Below are 26,213 nucleotides of genomic sequence, written 5' to 3'. Positions count from 1 at the left end.
GTGAATGACAACTCTTACCTCTAGCCCTTTGAGTATAGCGAGCTTCTCCAACTCGCGACCGCACCTGCCGAATTCATAGGCTAGACATTCCTCCAACCTTGACCGACCGATGCGACCAGCCTAGTTGATTTGAGCCACCGTCACTCCCGTACCGCCATCGTTGGCTTCCGCAGCTTCAAAACTAGCCACGCGGGGATGGCGCTTCAAAAACTCCTGCACGCCCGCCCGCAACTTGCCGGTGCCGTGGCCGTGAATAATCCACACCGCTCCAGAAGCCGCATTGGCAATCCAATCGTCCAGTTGATATTCGGCATCCGCCACCCGCTGACCGCGAATATCGAGGGTGTTCTGGCTGGTGCGCACCTGCAGGCCCCTATCCGCCGCTGAGGGCGGGATTTTTGGGGTTTTCACGGGCTGCAGACGCTGCCGCTGTTTGGCTTGCACCTCGTCGAGGGGCTCGATCTGCGACAGATTGACATTGAACTTTAAAATACCGCTGCGGACCGTAAAGCTGCCGCCCTCGATCGCCACCAATTCCCCGACCCGATCCAACTCTCGCAAGCGAACGCGATCGCCGATCTCGGGATAAAACTCCGTCGCCACCACCGGCTCGGGCTGGCGCTTTTGGGTTTGCTTGCCAATGCGTTTGAGCTGTTCCGAGGCTGCCTGGGCATCTCGACCGGTGGCCCCCTGCTTCTGCAACCGCCGAATCACAGAGGCCACTTCCCCCTGCGCCGACCGAATCGCCTGCTCGATCGCCGCCTTCTTCTCCGCTTCCAACTCCGCCTCCCGCCGGTCTAACTGGCGGGCGCGCTCTTTCATCTCCTGCTGCAGCGTTTCCAACTGAGCTTGCAGACTATTGAGGTGAGTCAGTTTCTCCTCTTGCTCGGCCCGCTGGCCTTCCAATCCGGCGATCGCCGTATCCACTTGAAAACTGTCTTCCCCCAGTCGAGCTTTAGCGCGATCGATGACGACTTCATCCAGCCCCAGGCGTAAGGCGATCGCGAGGGCGTGCGATCGCCCCGGAATGCCCCACATCAGGCGATAGGTGGGGGCGAGGCTGCTGGAGTCGAATTCGACGGAGGCGTTTTCGAACATGGGGTCTTGGTATTTGAGGGCTTTGAGTTCGCCGTAGTGGGTGCTGGCCACAGTCAAGCGGGCGGTATGGGCCAAGTGTTCGAGTAGGGCTGCGGCTAGGGCAGACCCTTCACTGGGATCGGTGCCCGCCCCCACTTCATCCAGCAGCACCAGAGCATCGCCATCGATCGCCGCTAGCACTCGACTAATGCGGCGAATGTGACCCGAAAAGGTGGACAGACTTTGCTGCAGGGATTGCTCGTCGCCAATATCGGCAAATACCCCGTCAAACCAGGGAAGCAGCACGGGTTCTCGGGCAGGCAAAAAGATGCCCGCTTTCGCCATCACGACCATCAGGCCCAAGGTTTTGAGGGTGACGGTTTTGCCGCCCGTGTTGGGGCCGGTGATGACTACTGCTCGCTTTTCGGGGGCGATCGCCAGATCGATCGGCACCACCTCAAATGGCTGCTCGGAGTCCTTTTGCGATTGCCACAACAGCAACGGATGCCGCACTGTCCGCAGGGATAGGGTATCCGTGTCAAAACTGGGGGGATGGGCGTTGAGCCACAGACTGTAGCGGGCGCGGGCGATCGCGCCATCGACGAGCACCAACATGGCCTGCAGGTGGCGCAGATCGTCCGCCACTTCCCCCACCTGCTCGCTCAACTGCCGCAAGATCCGCTCTTCTTCCCGTCGCTCTCGGGCCTGCAACTCTCTCAGTTGGTTGTTGTCGCTGACAACGCTATTGGGTTCCACATAGAGTGTGGCTCCGCTGGCGGAGCTGTCGTGAACCAGTCCCTTCACAACATCCCGATGGCTGGCTTTAATTGGAATCACAAAGCGGCTGTCCCGTTCGGTCACCACCATTTCTTGAATGGCCGAACTCTTGGCCGACATGATGTTCTGCAGTTTGTCTCGCACGCAATTGCGCAGGGTGCGAATATTGCCGCGCAGATTGCCTAAAGTTTCGCTAGCGCGATCGGTGACTTCGCCGCGCTCGTCAATACAGCGATTGATGTCCCGCTCGATCTCCGGGTAGGTGCGAATGCTGGAAATGGCATCCTGCAGCAGCGGTGCCTCTTCCGTCTCGTCCAGCACCCGCCGCACTTTGCGAGCCCCCGCCAGTGTATTGGCCACATCGCTCAACTCGCGTCCCTGCAGCACGCCCCCCAACTCTGCCCGCTGCAGCAAGGGGACGAGATCGCAAATCCCCTGTATGGGAATGCCGCCGGGAAGGCTGAGGTCGAGGGCGATCGCCTCGCCGGTTTGGGCCAGCAGGGTTTCGCTCTGTTGGCGGGACATCCAAGGGGTAATGGTACGGCAGGCGCTATTGCCGATGCGGGTGGCGGCAAAGCTGGCGAGATGTTCGCACAGCCGCGACCATTCCAGTAGTTCTAAGGTCTCGACTAGAATGTCGGGGGGGTGAAGAGTGGCGGCGGCAGCGTTCAAGGATTTGGATTCGGAATGCTCTATCCATCTTGACATTGCTCGAGGGTGTGGAGGCGATCGCCGTTCGTCAAGGGTGGGGCGACCGATCGCAATTTTGCCGATCGCGGTTTTATTGACGGTGAGGTGTTGAGGGCGATCGAGACGGATGAAGCAACATCAACGACTTGGGTGAACCAATAACCTAGAGCTTGGGGAGTAAAATTGCTATGACTATCACTGCGATCGATCTACCGATAGAAAAAATTGCTGAGTTCTGCGATCGCTGGCGAGTGACTGAGTTTGCTCTATTTGGCTCCGTCCTGCGCGATAACTTTCGCCCCGACAGCGACATTGATGTGATGGTGCAATTTCACCCAGATGCTCGCCCCACCTTCAATACCCTAGATCGGATGGAAGCAGAGTTAAAGGCCATTTTTCACAGAGATATTGACCTAATTACCCGTCAGGGTATCGAAACTAGTCGCAACTACCTACGCCGCCACGAGATTCTTTCCTCTGCTCAGGTCATTTATGCAACGGGATCTTCAATTCTTGCTTGATATGCTCCAATCTGCGGAACTCATCACCACCTACACTGCTCAATGCTCGAAAGATGATTTCGTTGAAAATGTGCAGCTTCAGGATGCAGTCATTCGGCGACTATTGGTGATTGCTGAAGCTGCAAGACGAATTTCAAAAGCAACTCGACAGACATTGCCAGACATCGCGTGGCAGGAAATCAACGGAATGCGAAATCGGTTGGTTCATGAATATGATGATGTAGATATTATTGTCGTTTGGAATGTGGTTCAATCTGAAATAACGCCTCTGATTGAAGAATTGAAGTTGCAAATCCCTCCCGAAAGTTGAAGGCAGGGAAGTGGCAGTGGAGATCGAGGCAGCATAACAAGTTTCTGCAATGGAATTTTGCGGGCGGATTTGAAGATTTTAATTGAGGCAATCAGCCAGGGTTATTTCATTCAAAGATAGCCCTGAGTGTGTTGAGGGTCTGTCCACATCGTCGCTGAGCTTGGGCCATATTGGTAAAGCCAAACTCTCGGTAGAGGTTGATGGCAAAGTTGCGGGCCAAGGCGCAAATCTGGACCAGAGGAGTGGTGCGAATGCGAGATTTGTCCTCTCCTTGAGTAACATCTCGAACATAATGAACCTTGTTTCCCACCCCCCAATCGTTGCGAATCCGTTGAGCCAACTGCTCGGCGCTCTCTGGAAAGGAGCAGATGTAATAGCGGGTTTTGCGGGTGACCACATTCATATCGTGCAACAGTTCTTCGCGGGTGGACTGCACTCGAATGACACATTGCAGTCCCGGCCAATCCGGTAAGCCGTCGAGCTGATAGCACACCTGGGTCACTCGGCGTTCGACGCGCCCGTGACCCTTACTGATGTCGAGATATTCCTGCTGGGGGACAAATTGCTGCTTGACTGCGGTAAATAGCTTCGGCTGATTCCCCTTCAGGGCTCCCAAGTAATCATTGCCCAGGGCTTTTTCATTCTAAATTGGCGCAAAGTGTGCATTAGGTTTTTCCTGACAAGCCTTAAAATATTACACTATTTAAAGAGTTTTGAGGTACTTTTAAGCTCTTTTCCTGCATGGAAACAATGATCGACTCCTTTCAGACATAACCAGAATTTCTGAACATTGGCAGTTAAATGACCATACATGGATTCACCTCCCAGAGCTTAAAAAAGCCCAGCCCCGCTGCCCGATCGTGGGATCTCCTGCGGGAGTGCTATTACTTACACCAATTTCTCTCCGAAGTTCTGGAGATCGTTGCCTCTGCACCGCATGAATTAGATGAATGGGATCGTTTACCCCAAATTCGTAGGAAGGTGCGCCAACTCGTTCTAAATTCCTATTGGGTAAAAACCCAATATTCACGACCAGATGCTCAAACGGGAGTGAATGTAACGACTCTTTATGATGAAATTGGCTATCCTTTAACAGTTCAGAATGTCACGACCAAACCAGGACTTCTTTCGCCAATTCACAACCACGGAACTTGGGGTGTTATATTCCAAATTCGAGGAGAAGAACGCCACACCTTTTGGCGTCGCGTCAATCCTGCCGAAAAACCGCTCCAGATTGAACCCGTTGGCGAACATTTGCTCGGACCCGGTGAAATACTCAGCCTCCATCCCGATGCCATTCACCAAGTCGAAACCGTAGGGCAAAAGATCTCCTTAACCTTTCAATTTTACGGCGATACTCAACCCAAAAGCCGATTCCAATTCGAACCCGAAACCCAGACTGCAAGACGCTTTTAACGACCTTCTCCCCTTCAGGAGTTCCTACGATGACGACAACCGACACGAGTCCCCAACAGGAACGCTATTTTGCCCTCATCGATCGCCTGCTGGAGTGCCCCAATGGAACAGAACCAGAAGTGTTAGATAGTTCTCCCGAACTGCTAGATGCTGGCTTTGTGCAGGCGCTAATGCAGACAGCCTCCTACTTTGCCCACCAAGATAACCCCGAGGCCGCCAAGTTCTTGATTTTCATTGCTCGAGAATTGGCCCGCCAGCTAGGTCTGTATCCCCAACCCGAGGAAACCTAGCATGGCACTCAGAAAGCACTATCAGTTCTCGATCGCTTTCCTGGTGGGCCTTATCGTGGCCTGCTTGTGGTCGATTGAGCGTGGCTCGGTTCCCTCGCCGCTCGGTGCAGATAGCGCCTCGGCCCGGACGACTACAATTACGGTATCCGCTGCTGCCAGTCTCCAAAATACCCTAGAGGCGATCGCGCCTCAGTTCCGAGCAGCCCATGCGGACATTGCTGTTGACTACAATTTTGGTTCCTCTGGGGCACTCCAGCGGCAGATCGAGCAAGGTGCCCCTGCCGACGTGTTTTTCTCGGCAGCCACCAAACAGATGGATGCTTTGGCCGCAAAAGAGTTGATTCTGACCGACTCCCGTCAGTCTCTAGTCTCCAACAGCCTCGTGCTGATTGCCCCCACAGCTTCCCCCCTGGACATTACAGACATCAGCCAGCTTCGAGATATCGAGATCCGCCACTTTGCCGTAGGCGAATTTCGCAGTGTCCCTGCCGGACAGTATGCCGAACAGGTCTTCGATCGCATGGGTTTACTGGAGCTGTTGCGGCCTACATTTGTGTTTGGCAACAATGTTCGCAGCACCCTCGCTGCTGTCGCCAGTGGTAACGCCGAGCTAGGCATGGTTTACGCCACCGACGCAGCCCTCTCCGATCGCGTACAGGTGCTGGCGACCGCCCCCGCAGGCTCCCACAAACCGATTGTGTACCCGATCGCCACGACCCATAGCAGTCCCCACCCCGATGCCGCCCAAACCTTTATTGATTTTCTGACCGCCGACACGGCTCGGGAAATCTTTGCAGACTTTGGATTCGGACCGATTCCGCCGTCACTGTAGGAGGCGTTCGAGAACGGCCCCTGCGGCGATTCGCCTGCATTCCCCTCTTCTGAGATCGCCATGATTGACCTATCGCCCCTCTGGATCTCGCTGCGGATTGCCACCATTGCCACCGCCATCACCTTTTTCTTAGGGATTGCCGCCGCCCACTTCATGCATCGCTATCGGGGACGCTGGCGATCGCTGCTCGATGGCGCGTTCCTGGCACCGATGGTCTTACCGCCCACGATGTTGGGCTTTTTGCTCCTGCTGCTGCTGGGCAAACACGGGCCTCTGGGTGCCCTCCTGGGGATAGTTGGGGTCAGTATTGTCTTCACCTGGTATGCCGCCATCATCGCCGCTACGGTGATGGCCTTTCCGCTCATGTACAAAACTGTGCTGGGGGCACTCGATCGGAGCGACAGTAACCTGCAGCAGGCTGCCCGCACCCTGGGAGCCTCGGAACTGCGTCTGTTCTGGCGCATCACCTTACCCCTAGCCCTCCCCAGTATCCTGGCAGGCACCACCCTCGCCTTCGCCCGTGCCTTGGGCGAATTTGGAGCCACCCTCATGCTGGCGGGCAATATTCCCGGCAAAACTCAGACCATCCCCATGGCTATTTATTTTGCAGTCGAAGCGGGAGCCTTTGGCGAAGCTGCCGCTTGGGCTGGAGTCATTCTGGCGATCGCCCTAGGGGGATTGGCGTTGGTACAGGGCTGGCAGGGACGCAGCCAAGCCCAAAGAGGAAGACTGCATCGGGAAGCAATCGATCTGGAGTCACGATCGCGTCTGCCCACTCTCATCTCCCAATCCCCTCCCCCTGCAAGTCCCTCTCCCTCCCTTTCCGTCGCCCTGATAAAACACCTCCCCGGCTTCAGTCTGGATATATCCTTCTCCACAGACAGCCAACCTCTAGGACTGTTAGGTGCATCCGGTGCAGGGAAAAGTCTGATTCTGCGTTGCATTGCGGGGATAGAGACCCCAGATAGGGGACGGATTGTGCTGAATGGACGGGTGTTGTTCGATTCGGAGCGGGGGATTAATCTGCCGAGCTGCGATCGCCGCGTTGGCGTACTGTTCCAAAACTATGCTCTGTTCCCCCACCTCAGCGTGGCTCAGAACATCGCCTTTGGCTTGCCCGGAAAACTAACGGTGCGGCAGCGGCAGCAGATTGTCGAGGAGCAGTTGGCGGCGATGCAGCTTGAGGGAATGGGCGATCGCTATCCTACTGCCCTCTCCGGGGGGCAACAGCAGCGGGTGGCAATGGCTCGTGTCCTGACCAGTCAGCCCGAGGTTTTATTACTGGACGAACCCTTTTCCGCGCTCGATACCCACTTACGCTACTTGATGGAACGGGATCTAAAGCTGCGCTTAGAACGCTTCTCTGGCATCACCCTATTTGTCACCCACAATATCGAAGAAGCCTACCGCATCTGCAGCAACCTACTCGTGATGGATCGAGGCCGCGCTAGTGCCCACGACTCGAAATCTGTCGTACTGGATCGCCCCAAAAATGTCAGTGCTGCCCGTCTTACGGGCTGTAAAAATATCTCCCCCGCCGTTCCGATTGACCCCTCTACGATTCGCGCCTCGAACTGGAACTGTATCCTGCAAGTTGCCGAACCGATTCCCGACACCCTCACCCACATTGGCATACGGGCCCATCAGTTTGGCTTCTTAGAAGCCATCAGCCAGAGGGAGACCGTTATTCAGAACTGGAGTAGCCAGAGAGGCAGCCAGGACGCACAGGCGCAGAAGGCTCAGCAAGATGGGGGGCAGAATCTAAGCCACCGCCCGCGATCGGTGACTCCCAATACCTTCCCCTGCTGGCTCGCCATGACCAGTGAAACGCCCCACCGCATGACCCTTTACCTCAAGCTCGATACCCCCCCTGCCCATCCGCAGGACTACCACCTACAAGCAGAAATCTTCAAAGAAAAGTGGGCTGTTCTCAAACAGATGCCCTTTCCGTGGTCGCTCGTGCTCGATCCAGCAAAACTCATGATGTTGAGTGACGGCTAATTTCAGCAAGTTCCAGTTAAAGGGATTTTAGGAGCTGCTCGAACTCCCGCAGAGCAACGCTAGAACCTGCTGCCCAGGATCGTTCTACATATTGTGGCAACAAGTTTTTGACATCTATGTCAGGAAAAGTGGGGCTGGTCGAGCTAGCTCGATACCCCTCTGCGGCGATCGCGTGAATCGCTAAGCTGCCCTGGCGATAAATCCAAACCTCAGGAACATTGAGGGCTCGATAAATCGCTAAATCTGTGAGTGAAGTCAGATCCATTTCAATGGCAAGGTCTGGAGGTAGATCTTCGCTTAGATCGATGCGGTCTTTGCCCAAAACAGCCTGCCAATTTTGGATATAGAAGCAGGCATCGGGTTCCGCTCCGGCTGCTTGAAATCGTTTCAGGGTAACTGGATGGGAACTATCCCAATCTCGCCCTCGATGGCGCAACAAAGCTTTAACCAGGTCTACCAAACTATCAATTCGTCTCCCGTGACCGGCCAGAGGTGCCATGATGGAAATTTCTTGAGTATAGGCATTGAATTGGATTTTGATAGCAGCATCATCATGACGGCTCTCTAGCAGCGCTTCGTAGTCTGCCCAGGTTTGATAGCGCAGGGTAACCTCGCTCCCTGGTGGTAGTTCAATGCGCTCTGGGCTAACTGTTAAAACCATAGAGTATCCTCTTTGCCAGTTTCTACAGATCCAGTTTCTACAGATCCAGTTTCTACAGATCCAGTTTCTACAGATATAGTCAAGCTAGACATAGCAGGCGAAACAGGGCAATAGTTCATGCTAACAGGCAAAGTTATGACTCCAGAAATCCGAGCAGAGTTCGATCGCCTGCGAGAGTTGGCGCTAATCAACCTACAGACGAGTAACAATAACCTAGAGGCCATTGCGAAGTTGGAGAAAGCGCAGAGCAAAACCCAGCGGCAAATTGATGCTTTGGGGGAACGGCAAGACAGAACCCAGCAATTCTTAGATGCCTTAGGAGAGCGGATTGAAGCCACCCGCAAGATTGCCGACAGCAATGCTCGCTCCATTCAGGCATTGAGCGATCGCCCCGACTGACCCTCACCCCCCATCAATTCGACAAGTCTCTGTCTCCTATTCTTTACCCCCCTCGCAAAGCATGGCGTCATCGGTAGTCAACCCAATTGCTCTTTAATTATGGCCATTACAACCCAGCGCTTCACCCTCAAAGACTATCTCAACTATGACGATGGCACTGACATCTCTTACGAACTCGTCAACAGAGAGCTCCTCCCAATGACCCTTGGCATGGGACAACATGGTGAAATCGCCGACTTTATCAACAGCAACTTTCGCACCGAGATCGAGCGTTTGGGTCGCGAGTGGGTCTCCAAGCAAAGGGTTATCGGCCTCCAATCCCCGAGAGGCGATCGATGGGATACTGTCCGAATTCCCGATGTCGTTGTCTTACCTGCAGCCCAGTGGCGGGAACTCCAGAACCGAGAAGCGGTTATCCGTCTCGACGAACCACCGCCGCTACTGGTTGTAGAAGTCATCAGCGAATCCACCCAAGGAGTTGACTATCGCGCTAAACGGTCTGAATACAGCGTTCTAGACATTCCCGAGTACTGGATTGTCGATCCCCTCGCGCAAAAGATCGCGATCCTTACCCTCGCTGAAGGCTGGTATGATGCCACCGAATTCACCGGCCCCCACGTCGTAAAATCCCTCACATTCCCCGAACTCACTCTCACCGTCGAGCAACTCTTAACCGGCGATCTTTGAAAGCAGTGACGCGAGCTCGATCGTGAACTGACCCTCACTCCAAGCTCGCGGCGCGGGGGGAAAAGGCAGAAAGATCGCAGGCGTGGGTTTTCCCCTCAATCAAGAGATCTTTCACCACCTGTGCAGTAATCGGAGCCAGTAAGACGCCATTGCGATAGTGGCCGGTGGCGATGATAACGTTTTGGTGCAGGGGCGATCGCCCTAAAATCGGAGCCCGCTGGCCGGAGGGCCGAGGTCGAATCCCAGCCCAAGCGTCAATCAATTCCGCATCTTGCAGCACCGGCAGCAGTTGGATTGCTTGCTGCATCAATGTTTGAATTCCCCCTAAAGTGGGGGACTGGATTGAGGCGTCGAACTCCACCGTGGCTCCGATCCAATAGGTGCCATCGGCCAGGGGCACGATGTTAACGTCGCCATCGGTAATGGGAGGACCGTAGAGCAGTGGGGCGGCGGGGCGAATGCGCAACGCTTGACCCTTGACGGGGGCAATGGGTAAATCCAGACCTAACTGCTGGTTGAACTGGGAACTGCCCAGGCCCGCCGCCACAATAGTGGTGCCCGCAGAGAGGGTGCGATGGCGGGTATAGAGCGCATTCACCCGCCCGCGCTCTGACTTAAGCCGCAGCACAGGCTCGTTAAAGAAAAACTGAGCCCCCTTTTGCTGGGCAGCGCGCACTAAAGCTTGTACGAAGGCGCGCGGTTCGATCTGGCGATCGCCGAGGGAATGCAATCCTCGCCCCTGCCACTGCACCGCCGGTTGCAGGCGAGCAATGCCTTCGGCATCTAAGGGATGGAGGTCGTAGTTGGCCACCTGCCGAGCAGCGATCGCGGGCAACCACTTCTCCCAAGCATCGGGAGCAATCAAGCGCAGCAACCCCTGCCGATTGACCGGCAGGGAATAGTCTAACTGCGATTCTAGATCGGCTACCACGGTTTCGAACCGGGCCAAGCTGGCTAGACGCAGATCCACGACGGGGCCGTGCTGTTGCAGGGTATTGATGGCCATCATCACCCCCAAGGCCGCGCCAGTTGCCTGTCCGGCAGGGGCGCCCGCATCCAGCGTCACCACTGACAGCGACTGGCGGGACAACTCGTAAGCGATCGCCGCCCCCACCACACCACAGCCAATTATGGCGACATCGCATTTCATTCAGTTCAGCCTTGTCAGTTTCAGCCTGTCTCGGGACACTCCCGGAAGGCGATCGTACCGTTACTCCGCCCAGCGAATCAAGCGTAACTCTAGACGATCGTGCAGATCGGGATGGTGGGGAAGCAGCCGCAAGGCAAGTCCTTGCAAGCCACTGCGGGAATAGTGAACCTTACCGCGATAGATCGCCAGCACTCCCTCCATCCCCGCAAACTCCATCGCTTGGGCCGTTCCGCCAGCAATCTCGCTCGCCTCGTCCACGCTGCCGCTATAGAGTTCCACCTGTACGTCAGTGGATAGCAGTTGCCCCAAATGCAAATAGGCAGTCACCTCAATCGGCTGTCCCATCGATAGCACCGGCGCTGCTGCCACGATCGCCCCTGACTCGTCCAATTGTTCTTGCAGGGGAAGCTCTGCGGCTTGTTCGCCAACAGGCTTCACCTCAACCCGATCGATCTCGATGTGATACCAGTGCATCAACAGTCGATCCTGCCACTCCACTAAAGCCTGGGCCGCAGCACAGTCGTCGGCGCGCATGCGATCGTAGTAGCCGCTAATGGGAAAATAGGCTTGCTCGGCATAGTTTTGCACCATTCTTTCTGTACTGAACTGCGGCAAGTTCAGACGCATGGAGTGTTTCATGCGACGAATCCACTGTCGGGGCAAGCCGTCGCTATCCCGGTTGTAAAACTGCGGCACGATCTCGTGCTCCAGTAAGTCATAGATAGCTGTGGACTCGACTCGATCTTGGTAGTCGCGATCGAAATAATCTTCCCCTCGGCCAATCGGCCAGCCAGTGTTGTAATAATCGGCTTCTGCCCACCAGCCATCTAAAATACTCAGGTTGAGCAAGCCATTGGCTGCTGCTTTCATGCCGCTGGTGCCCGATGCCTCGCGCGGGCGCAGAGGGGTGTTCAGCCACACATCTGCCCCCACCACCATCAGACTGGCCACAAACATGTCGTAGTCTTCGATAAAGACAATCCGATTGCGCACGCCTTCCTCGCGGGAAAAATGTACGATTTCGCGGATCAGTTCCTTGCCGGGATCGTCTTTGGGATGGGCTTTGCCAGCGAAGATGAACTGCACGGGGCGATCTTTATCGGTCAGCAGCTTGGCGAGACGATCGCGATCGCGCAGCAGCAAGGTGGCCCGCTTGTAGGTGGCAAACCGTCGCGCAAACCCAATCGTCAGAGCATTCGGATTGAGCACTTCCAAGGCCCGTTCTAACTTCAATGGGGATGCCCCCCGAGCCTCCCATTGGCGGTGCAGCCGCTGGCGGGCGAAGTGGACCAAATCGGCCCGACAGCGATCGTGGGTGCGCCACAGCTCTTCATCGGGGATGGTATCCACCTTTTGCCAGAGAGGATCGGATGGCGGGGCTTCGAACCAATGGGGACCGAGGTAGCGATCGAGCAGTTCCTGGTTATCTGTCCCCAGCCAAGTGGGGCTGTGAATGCCGTTGGTCACAGCCACGATGGGAACTTCCTCTGAAGGCAAGCTCTGCCACAGGCTGCCAAACATTTCCCGCGATACGTGGCTGTGTAACTTGCTGACACCGTTGACAAAACTAGCAGTATTAATGGCCAGCACCGCCATACTGAAGGGGGCCTGGAAATCTCCCGTATTTTCTCGTCCCAACCCCATAAACTGCTCGCGCGACAGTCCAAAACTCTTGTAGTAGCGGCCGAGGTAATAATCGATTTTGTCGGGGGGAAACAAGTCAATCCCGGCAGGGACTGGCGTGTGGGTGGTAAAAATCTGGCTGGACTTAGCCACCTGAAAGGCCGTCGTAAAATTCAGACCTTTTTCTGCCATTAACAGGCGAATCCGCTCTAGTCCCAAAAAGGCCGAATGCCCTTCATTCATGTGGAAGAGGGTGGGAGAAATTCCGAGGGCGCGCAGTGCCGCAATGCCTCCAATCCCCAGCATGATTTCTTGGTGGATGCGCAGATCTTTGTCGCCGCCGTAGAGTTCGTCCGTAATGTTCTGGTCGTATTGACTGTTGACATCGATATTGGTGTCGAGCAGGTACAGCGAAATGCGACCCACCCGCACGCGCCAAATGCGAGCGTAGACGGGGCGGTTGGGATAGTCCACCCGAATGCGCAGCTCCGAGCCGTCGGGGTTGTGCTCCAGTTCTAGCGGCATGTTGTAGAAGTCGTTGACGGGGTAGCGTTCCTGCTGCCATCCGTCGGGGTTGAGATACTGACGAAAATACCCTTTTTGATAGAGCAAACCCACCCCCACCAACGGCAAGCCCAAATCGCTAGCTGACTTGAGGTGATCTCCCGCTAAAATCCCCAAGCCCCCCGAATAAATCGGCAAGCAGTCGGCCAAGCCAAATTCGGCCGAGAAGTAGGCAAAGCATTCCCCTTCGACTGCACCATCTTGACGGTGCTTTTGGTACCAAGTGGGGGCTGCGAGATAGGTGTGGAGCTGTTGGCTGGCCCGCTCCATGTGGGCCAAAAATCCTTCATCGCCAGCCAATTCATCTAGCCGCGCTTGGTCGATTTGCCCCAATAGCTGAACGGGGTTGTGCTGACTGGTCTCCCACAACTGAGGCTGCATGCGGCGGAACAGGCGACGGGTCTCGACGTTCCAACTGAAGTGCAGGTTATAGGCCAGCTCTCGTAAGGCTTCGAGTGGCTGGGGCAAGTAGGGGGCAATTCGAAAGGTGCGCAGCGCTTTCATGGTGAGGATAGGCGATATTCATGCTTTTATGATGGTGCGCCCGTTTGGGAATCCCCTACATTTTTAGTTTGTCTTCCAACATAGTTTGTCTTCCAACAACTGAAGACCGCCTTTAGCCAATTTTCTAGAAGGAGTTGTGATGGAGGTGTCATTAGGGTTAATAGTAGGCTAAAGTTCGATCGCCTCTAGCAACATTACGGATTTAAAAAACTCCGGCTTCCAGCCCTCGAGTGGGCGATCGCCACCCGATCGCCCACTCGCACAACCCCCTCTGCCCCCAAGTCAGACAGCCGCGTATTCACCGCCAATCTGTAGTAGTGGTTAAACCGCTGGGATGCTACCCAAGCGGGCAAGGTTGCCTTGCGCTGCGAGATAAAGGTCCGTTGAAACTCGGGATAGGCTTCTCCCGTGCGGGCGTCGCGGGTGGGGACGATGCAACGCTGGCAGGGATTGGTGCCGAGTAGGGTAACAGTCCCGATCTGAAAGGGGATGCCCCGACCGTCAGCCGCATACAGCCGATCCTCCCAAAAAGCAGAGGTCTCCCTCAATTCGAGATTGGCGCGAAATCGCTGGCGCATGTCATTGGCATCGAGACTGTCAAACCAACTGGCGGCGGTTTCGAGTGTGGCGGTGGAGATGATTGTCGGTCCTGCCTCAACTGGGTCGTCTGGAAAGCCCGCTGCGGCACTTTGCACGACCCGAACGGATTGGCCGAAAAACTGGCTCAGCCAACTGCACAGGTGGGCGCGATCGCCATCCAACTCAAACGTAACGGGTTCGGCATCCGCCCCAGCACTGGCAGAACTGTCCCGCAGCGTCACCCTGCGCCGCACCAGATCGAAGTGCGATCGCAACTGATGAATCCGAGCGGTGCGCTTGCCATTGACGAACTTCCCCGCCTCGTCCACAATGGCGAACTCGCGATCGCCTTCCAACGCCCCAGACGGCATAACCCTGGCCTGCGATAGGGAAACACCATCTAACGACTTAATCGGGAAAATCGAAATTCGGTCTAGAACGGCCACGACACCAGTCCTTTAGGCCAGAACCTTGCTCAGGGAGCCCTGCACCAGCTTGACGGAAATCCCCACAAACACGAGCAGGGCGACGAGGGAACCCGCCAAAGACAATCCACCCCAAGGAGCATTCAGCACGATGCTGGACCAGGCCCAATCGCTGTGGGTGTAGATATAGCGGATAGGTTCGATCGCGTGGGTGAGAGGATTGAGGCTGGCCACCCATTTCAGCCAAGCGGGCATAAACGAGAGGGGAGCCAAGGCAGTGCTGGAGAAAATGAGCGGCAGGTTGATCAGGAAAATCAAAGCCAACAGTTCTGCGTGACCGGGCATGGCAAAGGCTAAGCCGAGGCTGAGGGCGGTAAAGCCCAAGACCAGTAAGGAAACGATCGCCGTCATGATGGCAAGCCCCACCGTATTGGGAATGCCAGCCCCCAAGACGTAGCTGGCCCCCACAATCACGCCCGTTTGTACTAGCGCCATGCTGACAATGAAAAAGGCCGAGGCCAACACAATCGAGAAGCGGGAGGCGAGGGGAGCCACCAGCAGGCGATTGAGAAAGCCGAACTCGCGATCGAACAGAACCGGTACGCCAGCGTTTAAGGCACCGCCGTAAGCGGTAAACACAATCACGCCCGCCCCGAGAAATTGCATGTAGCTAGTGGTTTCGCCAAACAGACCTTGGGGAGCATTTTGGAACAGCGAGCCGAATAACAACAGCCACAGCAGCGGTTGAATCACCCCCACCAAGAAGGTGGTGGGACGGCGCTTGAGTTGGATAAACCAGCGGCGGGTGAGGGCAAAGGTCTCTTGCCAAAATTCGAGCGAAAATAAGCCGGGCAGTTTCGCATCGAGGGTTGCAGAGCCCGGTTGGGAGGATCGAGCGAGGGATGCTCCTTCTGGCTGGGCAGATCCATTGTGGCTGAGGACCCCAGCGGAGAGGGCAGCACCGTTCTCAACGGCAGGTTTGGCCTTTTTGGCACCCTTAAGTTTAATCTTGGGGGCAGCAGCAGCCTCGGCGGCAGCCAATTCTGCGTCAGTCAGGGTTTTACCTGTGGAAGCTAGGTAAACATCGTCCAGACTGGGGCGAGAGTAAGCCAAACCGAAGATGGGTAGACCGGCGCCATCGAGGGCCTTACGAACCTTTGTGCTGGCCGCAATTTCATCATCGGTCACCACCAAATTGAGGGCATTGCCCTGGGCCGTGTTGATAACGACGTTCTGGACAAAGGGCAGGTCCGACATCAGTCTGAGGGCAGTTTCGGCTTCGTCGCGGGGGGTAAATTCCTGCAGGCGCAGGGTGAGGCGATCGCCCCCCACCTCCGCCTTGAGCTCGGCGGGGGTGCCGCAGGCAATGACGGTGCCGACATCAATAATGGCCACCTTATCCGCTAGAGCATCCACTTCTTCGAGATAGTGGCTGGTGAGCAGGATGGTGATGCCGCGAGCCTTTAAGCTGCGCAAAAATTCCCAAATGACCGTGCGGCTTTCGATGTCGAGGCCGACGGTGGGTTCGTCTAAGATCAAGACTCTGGGCTCGTGCAGCAAGCCCGCCGCCAGATCCAAGCGCTTGCGCAGGCCGCCGGAATAGGTGCCGATTTTGTCATCGGCCCGATCGTGGAGCTCGAGCAAGTCCAAAACGGCATTGATGCGCTGCTTGGCCAGCGCTCGGCTCATGTGGTAGAGATCTGCCTGCAATTGCAACAGTTCGCGCCCCGTCAACATTTTGTCGAGGGCGACATCTTGGGCGACGTATCCGATTTTTTGGCGCACGGCCCGAGGGTTATCCAACACCGAAATGCCGCACACCTCCATGCGACCCCTTTCGGGACGCATGAGGGTACACAAGCACCGCAGGGTGGTGCTCTTACCTGCACCGTTCGGCCCCAAGAGTCCAAAGATTTGGCCGGGTTCGACTTCTAACGATACGTCCTTGAGGGCGAGGATATCGCCATATCGTTTTTGTAAGCCCTGAATCAGTACTGCCGGTTCCACCGCGTGCCACCTATAGATAGCTTTCTTAATGTTATTTAACACCGAACTGAAGGGTTCCTGCAGGACTCCCATCAATCTCTTTAGATGTCTAGAAGGAAGGAGGGTCTCTCTCGACCTGAGTTCGATAGCTCTGCATTGCCCTCACCCCCGGCCCCTCTCCCTCGGGAGAGGGGAGAAACAGCCGCTGCTAAGCTTGGCTGGATTGGTTCCTCTAGGCCCAAAGTTATGATTGATGCTGCCCTTAGCGGGGGCGTAGGGGTAGGGGACACACTTTGGTCGAACTGAGGTGGCTCGGAACCAAAATCAGTTTTGGGCTAATTGATGTCAAATGGCGATTCCTGGTGTAGACTTCATTGCAGGTGAGGAGTGAACGACAAAAAGCGGGCAGAAGACGAAACGCGGAAAGTCTTCAGCTCGCTTTTTGCCTTTTACAGGGCTCTTGCAATTGCCTCAGACACTCGTCCGAGTGCCGCCCCGAAGTTTTTGAGCGATTGCCAAAGAGTTCCCAGCCAAGGCAAGCTGTTCGATCGCAAGCTATTCAATAAACTGCGTCACCTGCGTGCGCCGATGAATCTCCAGGCGACTCCATTGCTGCACCTCGTCCGCTTGCGGATCTCGATCGCCCAATACCACCTGCACGTTTCCCGAGAGCGCGATCGTCTCTGCCGTTACCTCCACCCGCTCGGCCGTCGCCCGCCACTGAGGATGCACTAGCTCAATCGGTCCGCTCAACATCACCCGATCCGCTGTGGCATCGTAAATCGCAGCACTTGTCAGCACTGTCAGCGTGGCGTTTGGTCGATAGACCACGTTGCCTTCTAGCAAAAACAGTTCATCCCGATGGTTTCCCTCCAGCCGCTGCGCCTCAAACCGTTGTGCGCCTGCGGACAAGGTCACCCCATCGGTGAAAATGCTCTGTCCCGTCAGATTGTTATAGCTTCCGAGCGGTCCCATCGCCTCTGCTCGACCCTGGCGGATGGCAAAATTGCCGCTGGCTCGCACGATCGCGCCCCGATCGTCATACTCGACATCATCGGCAACAATCGATATTTGCGATTGGGCGATCGCCAATTCCCCCACCAGGAGAACATTGCCGAGCGAGATGGCAGCAGCGATCGCTCTTCTTCTAGCCAATCGAGCCCAACCCATCGTCAGCCCATTTCTGGATAGCTCAGCAATACGAGCTTAACCTGCTTGCCCTGACTGGCGGATCTCGGCGATCCGCCGCCATCGCTCTATCTTGACAGGAACCCAACTTTATTCCAGATTTGGTATACATGGATAACATCAAAACCATCAAGTCGCTCAGTTGGATGGGGAATTCCCGTAAATCGCTCAAGGAATTCCCACGCGAGGTGCAGCAGGTTCTAGGGTTTTCCCTCTACCGGGCACAGCTTGGCAGCAAGCCCCTCCAGGCTAAGCCGCTCAAAGGGTTTTCTGACTCCGGCGTACTGGAAATTGTTGAAGACCGCGATGGTGACACCTATCGAGCTATTTACACGGTTCGATTTGCAGAAAGAATTTATGTTCTCCATGCCTTCCAGAAAAAGTCAAAGCAAGGCATTAAACCCCCCAAGTCGGACATCGATTTAATCAAACAGCGACTGAAGGCTGCCGAATCAGACTATCGAGAGAGAAAACGAGCAGAAGGAGACTAAACATGGCTAAACATATCGAGGTTGAAGTCAGTAGTGGCAATGTCTTTGCCGATTTAGAACTTCCTGATGCCGATGAACTTCTGTTCAAAGCACAGATTGTCGCCCGGATCTGCGATTTGATCGAAGCTCGCAACCTTACCCAGCAGCAGGCGGCCGAGTCGCTCGGAACCCAACAGCCCAAGGTATCAGAGCTGATGAGAGGCAGGCTGGATGGATTCTCCACCGATCGCCTATTTCGGTTTCTCAATGCGCTCGATCAGGACGTTGAAATCGTCATCAAGCAAAAGCCTCATGCAAATTCCGTAGCAGGTGTCCATGTGTCTTAGCTCTGGCAATTCCCCCCTCGATCGAGACTTCATTTCACGCCCCACGACTCCCTCTCACAAGGCTGTCCAACTGATGAGTGCCCTTCGGTCCCTCATTGCAAAGACACCCGCACCCCAAAAATCCGAAACCTGACTGTGGCTCAGCATCTCAAACATAATTTCAGGATTGTGGCTGTGGCGATCGCCCTGGCGATTGCGAGCCCCCTCGGCGACTCAATTATTGTTCACTCAATTGCTCTGGCTGCCTCTGTCAGACCAGTGCGGGGAGAAGGCGGCATGGTGGTGTCGGCCCATCCGCTGGCCACCGATGCGGGGGTGGAGATGTTGGAGCAGGGGGGCAATGCAGTCGATGCAGCGGTAGCGACGGCACTGGCTATTTCTGTGGTGGAGCCATTCTCGGCAGGAATTGGGGGCGGCGGCTTTTTGCTGTACTACGATGCGGCAAGCGGAGATATCGAGGCGCTAGATTTTCGCGAACGGGCTCCGCAGGCAGCGTTTCGAGACTTGTATTTAGACGCGGATGGCGAGGTGATTCCCCGCGCCAGTTTGGATGGCCACTTGGCGGTGGGGGTGCCGGGGACAGTGGCGGGATTGGCAGAAGTTCACGAGCGCTACGGAGTGCTGCCTTGGGAAGTGGTGGTGGCTCCGGCGATCGCCCTAGCTGAAGGGGGTTTCCCCGTTCACAGGCGGTTTGTCAGTGCGATCGATCGCCGTCAAGAGACGCTCTGGCAGAACCCCGCAGCGGTGGAGGTGTTTGCGAATCGGGGGGAGCCGTATGCAGTGGGAGACATCTGGGTGCAGCCGGATCTGGCGGAGACGTTAAAGGCGATCGCGGCAGACCCCGATCGCTTTTACGAGGGGGAGATTGCGGCGGCGATCGCGGCCGATATGGCGGCCAATGGCGGCCTGATTGGGATAGAAGATTTAGCAGCGTACCGACCCATTTGGCGGGAACCCCTGTGCGGCAAGTTCCGCGAGGCGCAAGTGTGTTCTATGCCGCCCCCCTCTTCGGGTGGAGTTCACCTGCTGCAAATGCTGAATATGCTGGGGGACACCGAGCTAGCGGCGGCGGGCTGGCACGATGCGGATGTCTTGCATCTAATGGTGGAGTCGATGCGGATTGCCTACGCCGATCGCGCCACTTACTTGGGCGATCCCGATTTTGTCGAGGTCCCCGTCACCGCCCTCACCAGTCCCGACTATGCCGCCGAGCGCCTCGCCGAGATCGACCGGACTCGCGCCCGTCCGTCTGAAGAGGTGCAGGCGGCGGATGCGGAAACGATCGCGCGGTTGAGCGAGTCGGAAGACACCAGTCATTTAACCGTGGTGGATGGCGATCGCAATGCTGTCAGCCTCACCTTTACCGTCAACGGCACCTTCGGAGCAGCGGTGGTGGCTGAGGGAACCGGGATTTTGCTCAATAACGAGATGGATGATTTTGCCGCAGCTCCGGGGGTCCCCAACCTGTTCGGGTTAGTGGGCAGCGACGCGAACGCGATCGCTCCAGGCAAAACGCCGCTCTCCAGCATGAGTCCGACGATTGTGTTGCAAGATGGCGAACTCCGTCTCGCCACGGGATCTCCGGGGGGCAGCACCATCATCACCACCGTTTTGCAAATTGTGCTGAATGTCTTGGCCTACGGCATGGATGCAGGGGAAGCCATCTCAGCTCCTCGCTTGCACCATCAGTGGTGGCCCGATCGCCTGATAGTAGAGCAATGGGGGTTTGACGCGGCCACCTTAGCGGATTTAGAAGCGCGCGGTCACGAATCGAGCTTTCGTGCGGGCTGGGGGAATGCCAACGCGATCGCAGTCACCCCTGACGGTAGCTTGGAGGGAGCGGCGGACCCTCGCCAGGATGGGACGGCTCGGGCAACCCGTTGAAAGCACTGGGGTGTGGTTGCTGTCTTTGGCAGATGCAGTTCCTGCGGCAGGGACAGCAATCAGCTGGGGAACTGAAGCCAGTAAGCGACCCCCTTTCCGATAGAATTGATCGAGACAAACGCGAAAGGAACAGAAATGTCAGCCACTTTAGAAAGCGTTCGCAAGATCGTTGCCGAGCAACTCGGAGTTGAAGAAGGGACGATCGAACCCGGATCTCATTTCCAAAACGATCTCGGTGCCGATAGTTTAGACACCGTAGAGTTGGTCATGGCTTTTGAAGAAGAATTCGATCTCGAAATTCCCGACGAAGAAGCCGAAAAGATTGCAACTGTTGGGGATGCTGTCAGTTATATCGAGACCACTAATAAGTCTTAGAACGAGATCGGTCTTAGAACGAGATAAGCCCTCCGAGGGATATTCATCTCGACTTGCGATCGGCTTGTCCGTCAATTGCCTCCCACAACCGACAGCGATTGACCCACTGAGCTAGCTTGGAATCACTGCCGCCTGACTGGCCGAAGGGGGGCCGCCAGTGCAACAGAGGTCGAGCTATCCCTCAGTCCGTACTTTGCATCCTCAGAAATTTGCCTTATCGCGCACCGTTTTTTCTCCCCATCCGACTTATGTCTGCGAACCGTACTATCGAGCTCAAGCGCGTGGCTATCACTGGCCTCGGTGCTGTCACTCCGATTGGCAATACCACTGAAGCCTACTGGCAAGGATTGATGGCCGGTCGCAGTGGCGTTGGTCCCATCACCCATTTCGATGCCTCCCGACACGGTTGTCAGATTGCGGCTGAAGTGAAGGACTTCGATCCGTCGCTATACCTCGATCGCAAAGAAATCAAGCGCAACGATCGGTTCGTCCATTTTGCGATCGCCGCTACCGAGCAAGCGATGGCAGACTCCGGCCTGCCCATTAGTGAAGTCAATGCCGAGCAGGTGGGAGTCATTATTGGCACTGGCATTGGCGGCATTAAGGTCCTAGAGGATCAGCAAGAAGTCAATCTCACCAAAGGGCCGGGGCGCTGCAGCCCCTTCATGATTCCGATGATGATTGCCAATATGGCGGCGGGACAGGTGGCGATTCGGGTAGGGGCAAAAGGTCCCAGTAACTGCACCGTTACTGCCTGTGCGGCAGGTGCCAATGCGATCGGCGAGGCTTTTCGCATCATCCAGCGGGGAGATGCTCAAGCCATGATTACCGGCGGGGCAGAAGCCGCCATTACCCCCCTATCGATGGCTGGCTTTTCCAATATGAAAGCCATGTCCACCCGCAATGACGAGCCCGATAAGGCCAGCCGCCCCTTCGACAAAGACCGAGATGGTTTTGTCATGGGAGAAGGCAGCGGCGTGTTAGTGCTGGAGGAATTGGAACACGCTAAGGCCCGCGGTGCGAAGATTTACGCCGAAATTGTCGGCTACGGCCTCACCTGCGATGCCTACCACATCACCGCGCCCTCAGAAGGAGGGGAAGGGGCCGCGCGAGCCATGCGACTGGCGCTCAAAGATGGCGGTCTCTCAACCGATTCGGTGGATTACATCAACGCCCACGGCACCAGTACCCCCGCCAACGATAAAAACGAAACGGCGGCCATCAAGACGGTATTTGGCGATCGCGCCCGTGCTGTCGCAGTCAGCTCCACCAAGTCCATGACCGGTCACCTTCTGGGCGGTTCTGGCGGCATCGAAGCCGTTGCTACGGTGCTCGCGATCGCCCGCGATCGCGTCCCCCCCACCCTCAACCACCACAACCCCGGCAAAGGTTGCGATCTCGACTACGTTCCCCACCAAAGCCGCGCCCTGACGGTTGACATTGCTCTGTCCAATTCCTTCGGCTTTGGCGGTCACAATGTCACCCTGGCTTTCTGTAAGTACACTGGCGATTGACCCCAAAAGGAGTGTTGAGGGATGACAGCCACGGCTACCGCCGGGATGTTAGTCGCCCAGTTTTTAAACGAGCGCGAGCGCGATTTAGCTCGTGCCAGTCGCCGCACCTACCGCATGGCGCTAGAACAATTCAGCCAAGATTGCACCCTTCCCCTCAACGACATCAAAACCCACCACATCCAAGCCTTTCTCAACAATCTCAAGGGTCGTCCCTATAAAAATAAAGCGGGCAAAACCCTCTATCCTCCAGCTTCCCCTGCCACCTACAATCTCAAGCGGCTGGCCCTGCACCAATTTTTTGCTTGGGCAGAATCTCGCGGCTACTGCGAGACACCGCTGCCCACCCGTCCGATTCGGGCTGCTCGCCTGCCCGCCAAACTGCCCCGCGATATCGATCGCCTCATGCTAGAGCGAGTCCTGATCCGGGCCGACAGCCATTCCCTGCGCTACTCCGCGCTAGTGCGGGTGTTGCTCGAATGCGGCTTGCGGGCACAGGAGACAATCGATTTATCGATCCAGGATTTTCAAACCAGTGCCGAGGGGTCCATTTTGGACGTGCGCAGCGGTAAAGGCAGCAAACCCCGCGTGGTGGCGGTGGGTGAAGCTCTAGCTGAGTTGCTGCAGGAATATCTCTACGAAGAACGATTCCCCTACTCCCCCACCGATCCCCTGTTTGCCTCCCAATCGAAGTGCCCGCGCTATCGGGGTCGCCCCCTCACCTACGACGGCCTGCGCCACGTCATCCTCAAACTCACCCGCGACGAACCGGGCCAACAAACCCCCCACCAATTCCGCCACAGCTTTGCCACCCTGCTGCTGGATAAAGGGGTTGCCCCCGAACACATTCAACACCTGCTGGGCCACACCACTGCGGCTATGACCATGCGTTACACTCAGCGGGCCAATTTGCGGGCGGCGATCGCGCGCTCGCGAGAAGCCTTAGATGCTGGCTTGGTCTAGACTGGACGAGTTCTTCCCCAACTGCTGATTGCCTAAACCTTTCCGAGCCAACCCCCACGGTAGGATGCCTGCCATGACTTATACCCCTCCCAAGATTGACTACCCCGATAGCGACGGGAAACCGATGGCCGACAATACCAAGCAGTTTGGCTGGATCGTCACCATCAAAGAGGGACTAGATTGGCTCTTTCGCGATCGCCCGGATGTCTTCGTGGCGGGAGATTTACTGTGGTACCCTGTCGAGGGGAAAAATACGATTCGGGTGGCTCCCGATGCGCTGGTGGCCTTCGGGCGACCCAAGGGCTATCGGGGCTCTTACATGCAGTGGAAAGAAAATAATATTGCCCCCCAAGTGGTGTTTGAAGTCCTCTCTCCCGGCAATACCCAGCGGCAAATGGCCCACAAGTTGGAGTTTTACGAGCGCTACGGTGTGGAAGAGTACTATCTCTACGACCCCGACCGTGGGGTCTTGCAAGGGTGGATCGGGGGCGATGGCAAGCTGGAGGCGATCGATGCCATGCAAGGGTGGGTGAGTCCCTTATTGGGAATTCGATTTGGTTTGGAGGGGGTCGATCTGCAGCTCGTGCGACCGGACGGACAGCCATTTGAAAGCTACGGGGAAGTTGCGGCGCGGGCGGAGCAGGAACGCCAGCGGGCGGAGCAGGAACGACAGCGGGCGGAGCAGGAACGACAGCGGGCAGAACGGCTGGCGGAGCAATTGAAAGCTTTGGGGCTGGATCCAGACTCACTGCGATAGGTGATTAGCCTGCCGAAATGTCTAGCGATCGCAGCGGTACGGTAAAATTTGGGAGCTTTTGACGTTCCCCGCTCGCGAGTATGCTGTCAACTCCTCTCCCCACTGCGATTGCCCAACGGTTCCAAGCGTTGAAGGCTCGGGGCGAAAAGGCACTCATTCCCTACATCACCGCAGGCGATCCCGACTTAGCCACCACCTTCGCAGCCTTGAAAGTTTTAGACGCAAATGGGGCAGACATCCTAGAGTTAGGGGTGCCCTATTCCGATCCGCTGGCGGATGGTCCGGTGATTCAGGCAGCGGCGACGCGATCGCTGTCCAAAGGCACCAGGTTGGAGGATATTCTCGCAGGTCTGCCCGCTTTAGGCATTACTGCCCCCATTGTGCTGTTTACTTACTTCAACCCCATTTTGCGAATGGGAATTCCCGCCTTTATGCAGCGGGTGAAGGAGAGCGGCTGCAGCGGCCTAGTCGTACCGGATTTGCCATTGGAGGAATCGCAACCGTTGCTGGCTGCAGCGGCCCATGAGAACCTCAACACGATCATGTTAGTGGCTCCCACCAGCCCGGTGGAGCGAATGCAGGAGATTGCCAACCGGTCTTCGGGTTTTATTTATCTAGTGAGCACCACGGGAGTCACCGGCATGCGCGAGCGTATGGCCAGCCGAGTGCAGGATCTGATTGGGGATTTGAGCGCCCGCACCGAACTGCCGATCGCCGTCGGATTCGGGATTTCTGGACCGCAGCAGGCGCATCAAGTGATTGAGTGGGGGGCCGATGCCGCAGTAGTAGGCAGTGCGTTCGTCAAGCGGCTGGCCGATGCAGACAGTGCTGCTGACGGGTTGGCCTCGATTGGCGAGTTTTGCCGCGAACTCAAGGCTGCATTGGCAGAGGACTGGACTGCCTAGCGATCTGCCGAAATATCTCTAAAAACGGTGGCCTGACATCGGCGCAATCGGGACAGACACGTTAACGTGTAGGCAAGCATTTGGCTCGGACCCTTGCTCGATACCCTTATCCTCAATTCCCCCGCCGCCCGCCTGCGCGAGGCAGTCAGTTTGCTGCAACCGGAACTGGTGGCTTGGCGGCGTCACCTGCACCAATATCCCGAGGTTGGCTTCAACGAGCGCAAAACGGCTGCGTTTGTGGCCGATCGCCTGCAGGAGTGGGGCATCGAGCACCAGACGGAAGTGGCGCAAACCGGCGTAGTCGCGATTGTGCGGGGAAAGCATCCCGGTCCCACATTGGGGCTGCGGGCAGATATGGATGCTTTGCCCATTCAGGAGGTCAACGAGATCCCCTATCGCTCCCGTCACGATCGCGTCATGCACGCCTGCGGTCACGACGGCCATACGGCGATCGCCCTCGGCACCGCCCAACTCCTGCAGCAGCGGCGATCGCAATTGCACGGCACCGTCAAGTTCATCTTTCAGCCCGCCGAAGAGCGTCCCGGCGGGGCCAAGCCCATGATCGAAGCAGGGGTGCTGCACAATCCCGATGTCGATGCGATGCTGGGACTGCACCTGTGGAACAACCTACCTTTGGGCAGGGTAGGCGTCAAAGCCGGTCCTTCAATGGCCACTTCGGATGCCTTTCGCATTCTCATTTTGGGCAAGGGGGGTCACGGTGCGATTCCGCACCAGACCGTGGATGCGATCGCCATTGGGGCACAGGTGGTGACCGCCCTCCACACGATTGTCTCCCGCAATGTCAACCCACTGGACTCGGCGGTCCTGTCCATCGGCAAGTTTGCTGCCGGAGAGACCTTTAACGTCATCGCAGCCCAGGCGGAATTGCTGGGCACAGTGCGCTGCTTTACGCCAGAGCTGGCCGATTTGATGCCCCAACGCATCGAGCAGGTGGTGGCGGGGATTTGCGACGCCCACGCAGCCACCTACGACTTCCACTACGATCGCCGCTATCCAGCGGTGAACAACGATACGGCGATCGCCCAGTTAGTGCAAGACAGCGCCTTAGCGGTCTTGGGAGATGCCGCCCGCGTCGTTCCCGAAACCACGATGGGGGGAGAAGACATGTCATTTTTTCTGAATGAAGTGCCGGGTTGCTACTTCTTCTTGGGCTCAGCCAATGCTGCTGCTGGCTTGAACTATCCCCACCACCACCCCCGCTTTGACTTTGACGAGACCGCTCTAGGCATCGGGGTGGAGATCTTTCTCACTTGCATCGAGCGCTACACCCAAAGCGACCTCCGTTAGGATGAGAGAGCTA

Annotated in this window: 26 protein-coding genes and 1 pseudogene; 18 read left to right on the top strand and 9 right to left on the bottom strand. The window is 56.6% G+C overall.

The window, feature by feature from the left end; all coding sequences use genetic code 11:
• Nucleotides 1-120 precede the first annotated feature (120 nt).
• The gene (locus SYN7336_RS07785) at nucleotides 121-2,526 is read right to left on the bottom strand and encodes an endonuclease MutS2 (RefSeq protein WP_227498623.1); all 2,406 of its coding nucleotides are present in this window, start codon (nucleotides 2,524-2,526) and stop codon (nucleotides 121-123) included.
• A gap of 45 nt (nucleotides 2,527-2,571) precedes the next feature.
• On the opposite strand from SYN7336_RS07785, the gene SYN7336_RS32630 reads away from it, so the two are divergent.
• From SYN7336_RS32630 to SYN7336_RS07775, 3 genes are read left to right on the top strand one after another with little or no spacing between them, the layout of a single operon-like run.
• On the top strand, nucleotides 2,572-2,706 hold the full coding sequence (locus tag SYN7336_RS32630) for a hypothetical protein (protein ID WP_255346706.1): 135 nt from the start codon (nucleotides 2,572-2,574) through the stop codon (nucleotides 2,704-2,706).
• Between the two features lie 26 nt (nucleotides 2,707-2,732).
• On the top strand, nucleotides 2,733-3,065 hold the full coding sequence (locus SYN7336_RS07780) for a nucleotidyltransferase family protein (protein ID WP_017325367.1): 333 nt from the start codon (nucleotides 2,733-2,735) through the stop codon (nucleotides 3,063-3,065).
• The gene (locus tag SYN7336_RS07775; RefSeq protein WP_026100802.1) at nucleotides 3,037-3,375 is read left to right on the top strand and encodes a DUF86 domain-containing protein; all 339 of its coding nucleotides are present in this window, start codon (nucleotides 3,037-3,039) and stop codon (nucleotides 3,373-3,375) included. Before SYN7336_RS07780 ends, SYN7336_RS07775 begins: the two co-directional genes overlap by 29 nt.
• A 106-nt stretch (nucleotides 3,376-3,481) precedes the next feature.
• Here SYN7336_RS07775 and SYN7336_RS07770 read toward each other — a convergent pair whose 3' ends face one another.
• A complete protein-coding gene (locus SYN7336_RS07770; protein ID WP_017325365.1) occupies nucleotides 3,482-3,991 on the bottom strand; it encodes an ISAs1 family transposase in 510 nt (169 codons plus the stop codon).
• Nucleotides 3,992-4,356: 365 nt separating this feature from the next.
• Between SYN7336_RS07770 and SYN7336_RS07765 the strand changes: the two genes are divergently transcribed.
• From SYN7336_RS07765 to modB, 4 genes are read left to right on the top strand one after another with little or no spacing between them, the layout of a single operon-like run.
• Nucleotides 4,357-4,791, top strand: coding sequence for a cupin (locus tag SYN7336_RS07765; RefSeq protein WP_227498622.1), 435 nt, complete (start codon nucleotides 4,357-4,359; stop codon nucleotides 4,789-4,791).
• A gap of 29 nt (nucleotides 4,792-4,820) precedes the next feature.
• Nucleotides 4,821-5,081 (top strand): hypothetical protein, encoded by a 261-nt coding sequence (locus tag SYN7336_RS07760; RefSeq protein WP_017325363.1) that lies wholly within the window; start codon nucleotides 4,821-4,823, stop codon nucleotides 5,079-5,081.
• 1 nt (nucleotide 5,082) lies between these two features.
• Nucleotides 5,083-5,913, top strand: coding sequence for a molybdate ABC transporter substrate-binding protein (modA, locus tag SYN7336_RS07755; protein WP_017325362.1), 831 nt, complete (start codon nucleotides 5,083-5,085; stop codon nucleotides 5,911-5,913).
• 60 nt (nucleotides 5,914-5,973) lie between these two features.
• On the top strand, nucleotides 5,974-7,914 hold the full coding sequence (gene modB / locus SYN7336_RS07750; RefSeq protein ID WP_017325361.1) for a molybdate ABC transporter permease subunit: 1,941 nt from the start codon (nucleotides 5,974-5,976) through the stop codon (nucleotides 7,912-7,914).
• Nucleotides 7,915-7,930: 16 nt separating this feature from the next.
• Here the strand turns inward: modB and SYN7336_RS07745 are convergent, their stop codons facing one another.
• Nucleotides 7,931-8,575 (bottom strand): Uma2 family endonuclease, encoded by a 645-nt coding sequence (locus SYN7336_RS07745; protein WP_017325360.1) that lies wholly within the window; start codon nucleotides 8,573-8,575, stop codon nucleotides 7,931-7,933.
• A 135-nt stretch (nucleotides 8,576-8,710) separates the two neighbouring features.
• On the opposite strand from SYN7336_RS07745, the gene SYN7336_RS07740 reads away from it, so the two are divergent.
• Both SYN7336_RS07740 and SYN7336_RS07735 read left to right on the top strand, forming a co-directional pair.
• Nucleotides 8,711-8,974: a hypothetical protein gene (locus tag SYN7336_RS07740; RefSeq protein WP_017325359.1), complete on the top strand. Its 264-nt coding sequence runs from the start codon at nucleotides 8,711-8,713 to the stop codon at nucleotides 8,972-8,974.
• Nucleotides 8,975-9,073: 99 nt separating this feature from the next.
• Complete coding sequence (locus tag SYN7336_RS07735) at nucleotides 9,074-9,661, top strand: Uma2 family endonuclease (RefSeq protein WP_017325358.1); 588 nt, start codon at nucleotides 9,074-9,076, stop codon at nucleotides 9,659-9,661.
• A gap of 34 nt (nucleotides 9,662-9,695) precedes the next feature.
• Here the strand turns inward: SYN7336_RS07735 and SYN7336_RS24970 are convergent, their stop codons facing one another.
• From SYN7336_RS24970 to SYN7336_RS07710, 6 genes and pseudogenes are all read right to left on the bottom strand, one after another.
• Nucleotides 9,696-10,811 carry an FAD-binding oxidoreductase gene (locus SYN7336_RS24970; RefSeq protein WP_071590757.1) on the bottom strand — a complete coding sequence of 372 codons (1,116 nt, stop codon included), beginning with the start codon at nucleotides 10,809-10,811 and terminating at the stop codon, nucleotides 9,696-9,698.
• A 60-nt stretch (nucleotides 10,812-10,871) separates the two neighbouring features.
• The gene (glgP, locus tag SYN7336_RS07725; RefSeq protein ID WP_017325356.1) at nucleotides 10,872-13,502 is read right to left on the bottom strand and encodes an alpha-glucan family phosphorylase; all 2,631 of its coding nucleotides are present in this window, start codon (nucleotides 13,500-13,502) and stop codon (nucleotides 10,872-10,874) included.
• Between the two features lie 194 nt (nucleotides 13,503-13,696).
• Nucleotides 13,697-14,527 (bottom strand): MOSC domain-containing protein, encoded by an 831-nt coding sequence (locus SYN7336_RS24965; RefSeq protein ID WP_038025805.1) that lies wholly within the window; start codon nucleotides 14,525-14,527, stop codon nucleotides 13,697-13,699.
• A 12-nt stretch (nucleotides 14,528-14,539) separates the two neighbouring features.
• Nucleotides 14,540-15,361: an ABC transporter permease gene (locus SYN7336_RS31995; RefSeq protein ID WP_173399680.1), complete on the bottom strand. Its 822-nt coding sequence runs from the start codon at nucleotides 15,359-15,361 to the stop codon at nucleotides 14,540-14,542.
• 129 nt (nucleotides 15,362-15,490) lie between these two features.
• Nucleotides 15,491-16,513, bottom strand: a pseudogene (locus SYN7336_RS31990) (ATP-binding cassette domain-containing protein); the annotation flags it as partial.
• Nucleotides 16,514-17,047: 534 nt separating this feature from the next.
• Entirely contained in the window at nucleotides 17,048-17,662 is a 615-nt protein-coding gene (locus SYN7336_RS07710; RefSeq protein ID WP_017325353.1) for an LptA/OstA family protein, read from the bottom strand.
• Nucleotides 17,663-17,790: 128 nt separating this feature from the next.
• Here SYN7336_RS07710 and SYN7336_RS07705 point away from each other — a divergent pair, with 128 nt between their 5' ends.
• The 9 genes from SYN7336_RS07705 to SYN7336_RS07665 all read left to right on the top strand — a co-directional run bounded on the left by SYN7336_RS07705 (nucleotide 17,791) and on the right by SYN7336_RS07665 (nucleotide 26,200).
• On the top strand, nucleotides 17,791-18,171 hold the full coding sequence (locus tag SYN7336_RS07705) for a type II toxin-antitoxin system RelE/ParE family toxin (protein WP_017325352.1): 381 nt from the start codon (nucleotides 17,791-17,793) through the stop codon (nucleotides 18,169-18,171).
• A gap of 2 nt (nucleotides 18,172-18,173) precedes the next feature.
• Nucleotides 18,174-18,497, top strand: a complete 324-nt coding sequence (locus tag SYN7336_RS07700; RefSeq protein ID WP_017325351.1) for a helix-turn-helix domain-containing protein — start codon at nucleotides 18,174-18,176, stop codon at nucleotides 18,495-18,497.
• Nucleotides 18,498-18,632: 135 nt separating this feature from the next.
• Nucleotides 18,633-20,381 (top strand): gamma-glutamyltransferase, encoded by a 1,749-nt coding sequence (gene ggt / locus SYN7336_RS07695; RefSeq protein WP_017325350.1) that lies wholly within the window; start codon nucleotides 18,633-18,635, stop codon nucleotides 20,379-20,381.
• A 135-nt stretch (nucleotides 20,382-20,516) separates the two neighbouring features.
• On the top strand, nucleotides 20,517-20,756 hold the full coding sequence (locus tag SYN7336_RS07690; RefSeq protein WP_017325349.1) for an acyl carrier protein: 240 nt from the start codon (nucleotides 20,517-20,519) through the stop codon (nucleotides 20,754-20,756).
• Nucleotides 20,757-21,004: 248 nt separating this feature from the next.
• Nucleotides 21,005-22,270, top strand: a complete 1,266-nt coding sequence (gene fabF / locus SYN7336_RS07685) for a beta-ketoacyl-ACP synthase II (protein WP_017325348.1) — start codon at nucleotides 21,005-21,007, stop codon at nucleotides 22,268-22,270.
• 21 nt (nucleotides 22,271-22,291) lie between these two features.
• On the top strand, nucleotides 22,292-23,230 hold the full coding sequence (locus SYN7336_RS07680; protein WP_017325347.1) for a tyrosine-type recombinase/integrase: 939 nt from the start codon (nucleotides 22,292-22,294) through the stop codon (nucleotides 23,228-23,230).
• Between the two features lie 73 nt (nucleotides 23,231-23,303).
• Nucleotides 23,304-23,987, top strand: coding sequence for a Uma2 family endonuclease (locus tag SYN7336_RS07675; protein ID WP_202951147.1), 684 nt, complete (start codon nucleotides 23,304-23,306; stop codon nucleotides 23,985-23,987).
• 80 nt (nucleotides 23,988-24,067) lie between these two features.
• Complete coding sequence (gene trpA / locus SYN7336_RS07670; RefSeq protein ID WP_017325345.1) at nucleotides 24,068-24,892, top strand: tryptophan synthase subunit alpha; 825 nt, start codon at nucleotides 24,068-24,070, stop codon at nucleotides 24,890-24,892.
• A 93-nt stretch (nucleotides 24,893-24,985) separates the two neighbouring features.
• Complete coding sequence (locus tag SYN7336_RS07665) at nucleotides 24,986-26,200, top strand: M20 family metallopeptidase (RefSeq protein ID WP_017325344.1); 1,215 nt, start codon at nucleotides 24,986-24,988, stop codon at nucleotides 26,198-26,200.
• Nucleotides 26,201-26,213 lie beyond the last annotated feature (13 nt).

Origin of the sequence: Synechococcus sp. PCC 7336 (genome assembly GCF_000332275.1) — a bacterium.
Classification (GTDB): Bacteria; Cyanobacteriota; Cyanobacteriia; order Thermostichales; family PCC-7336; genus PCC-7336.
Note: the sequence above shows the minus strand (reverse complement) of the source record. Positions and strands in the feature narration are given on the sequence as shown.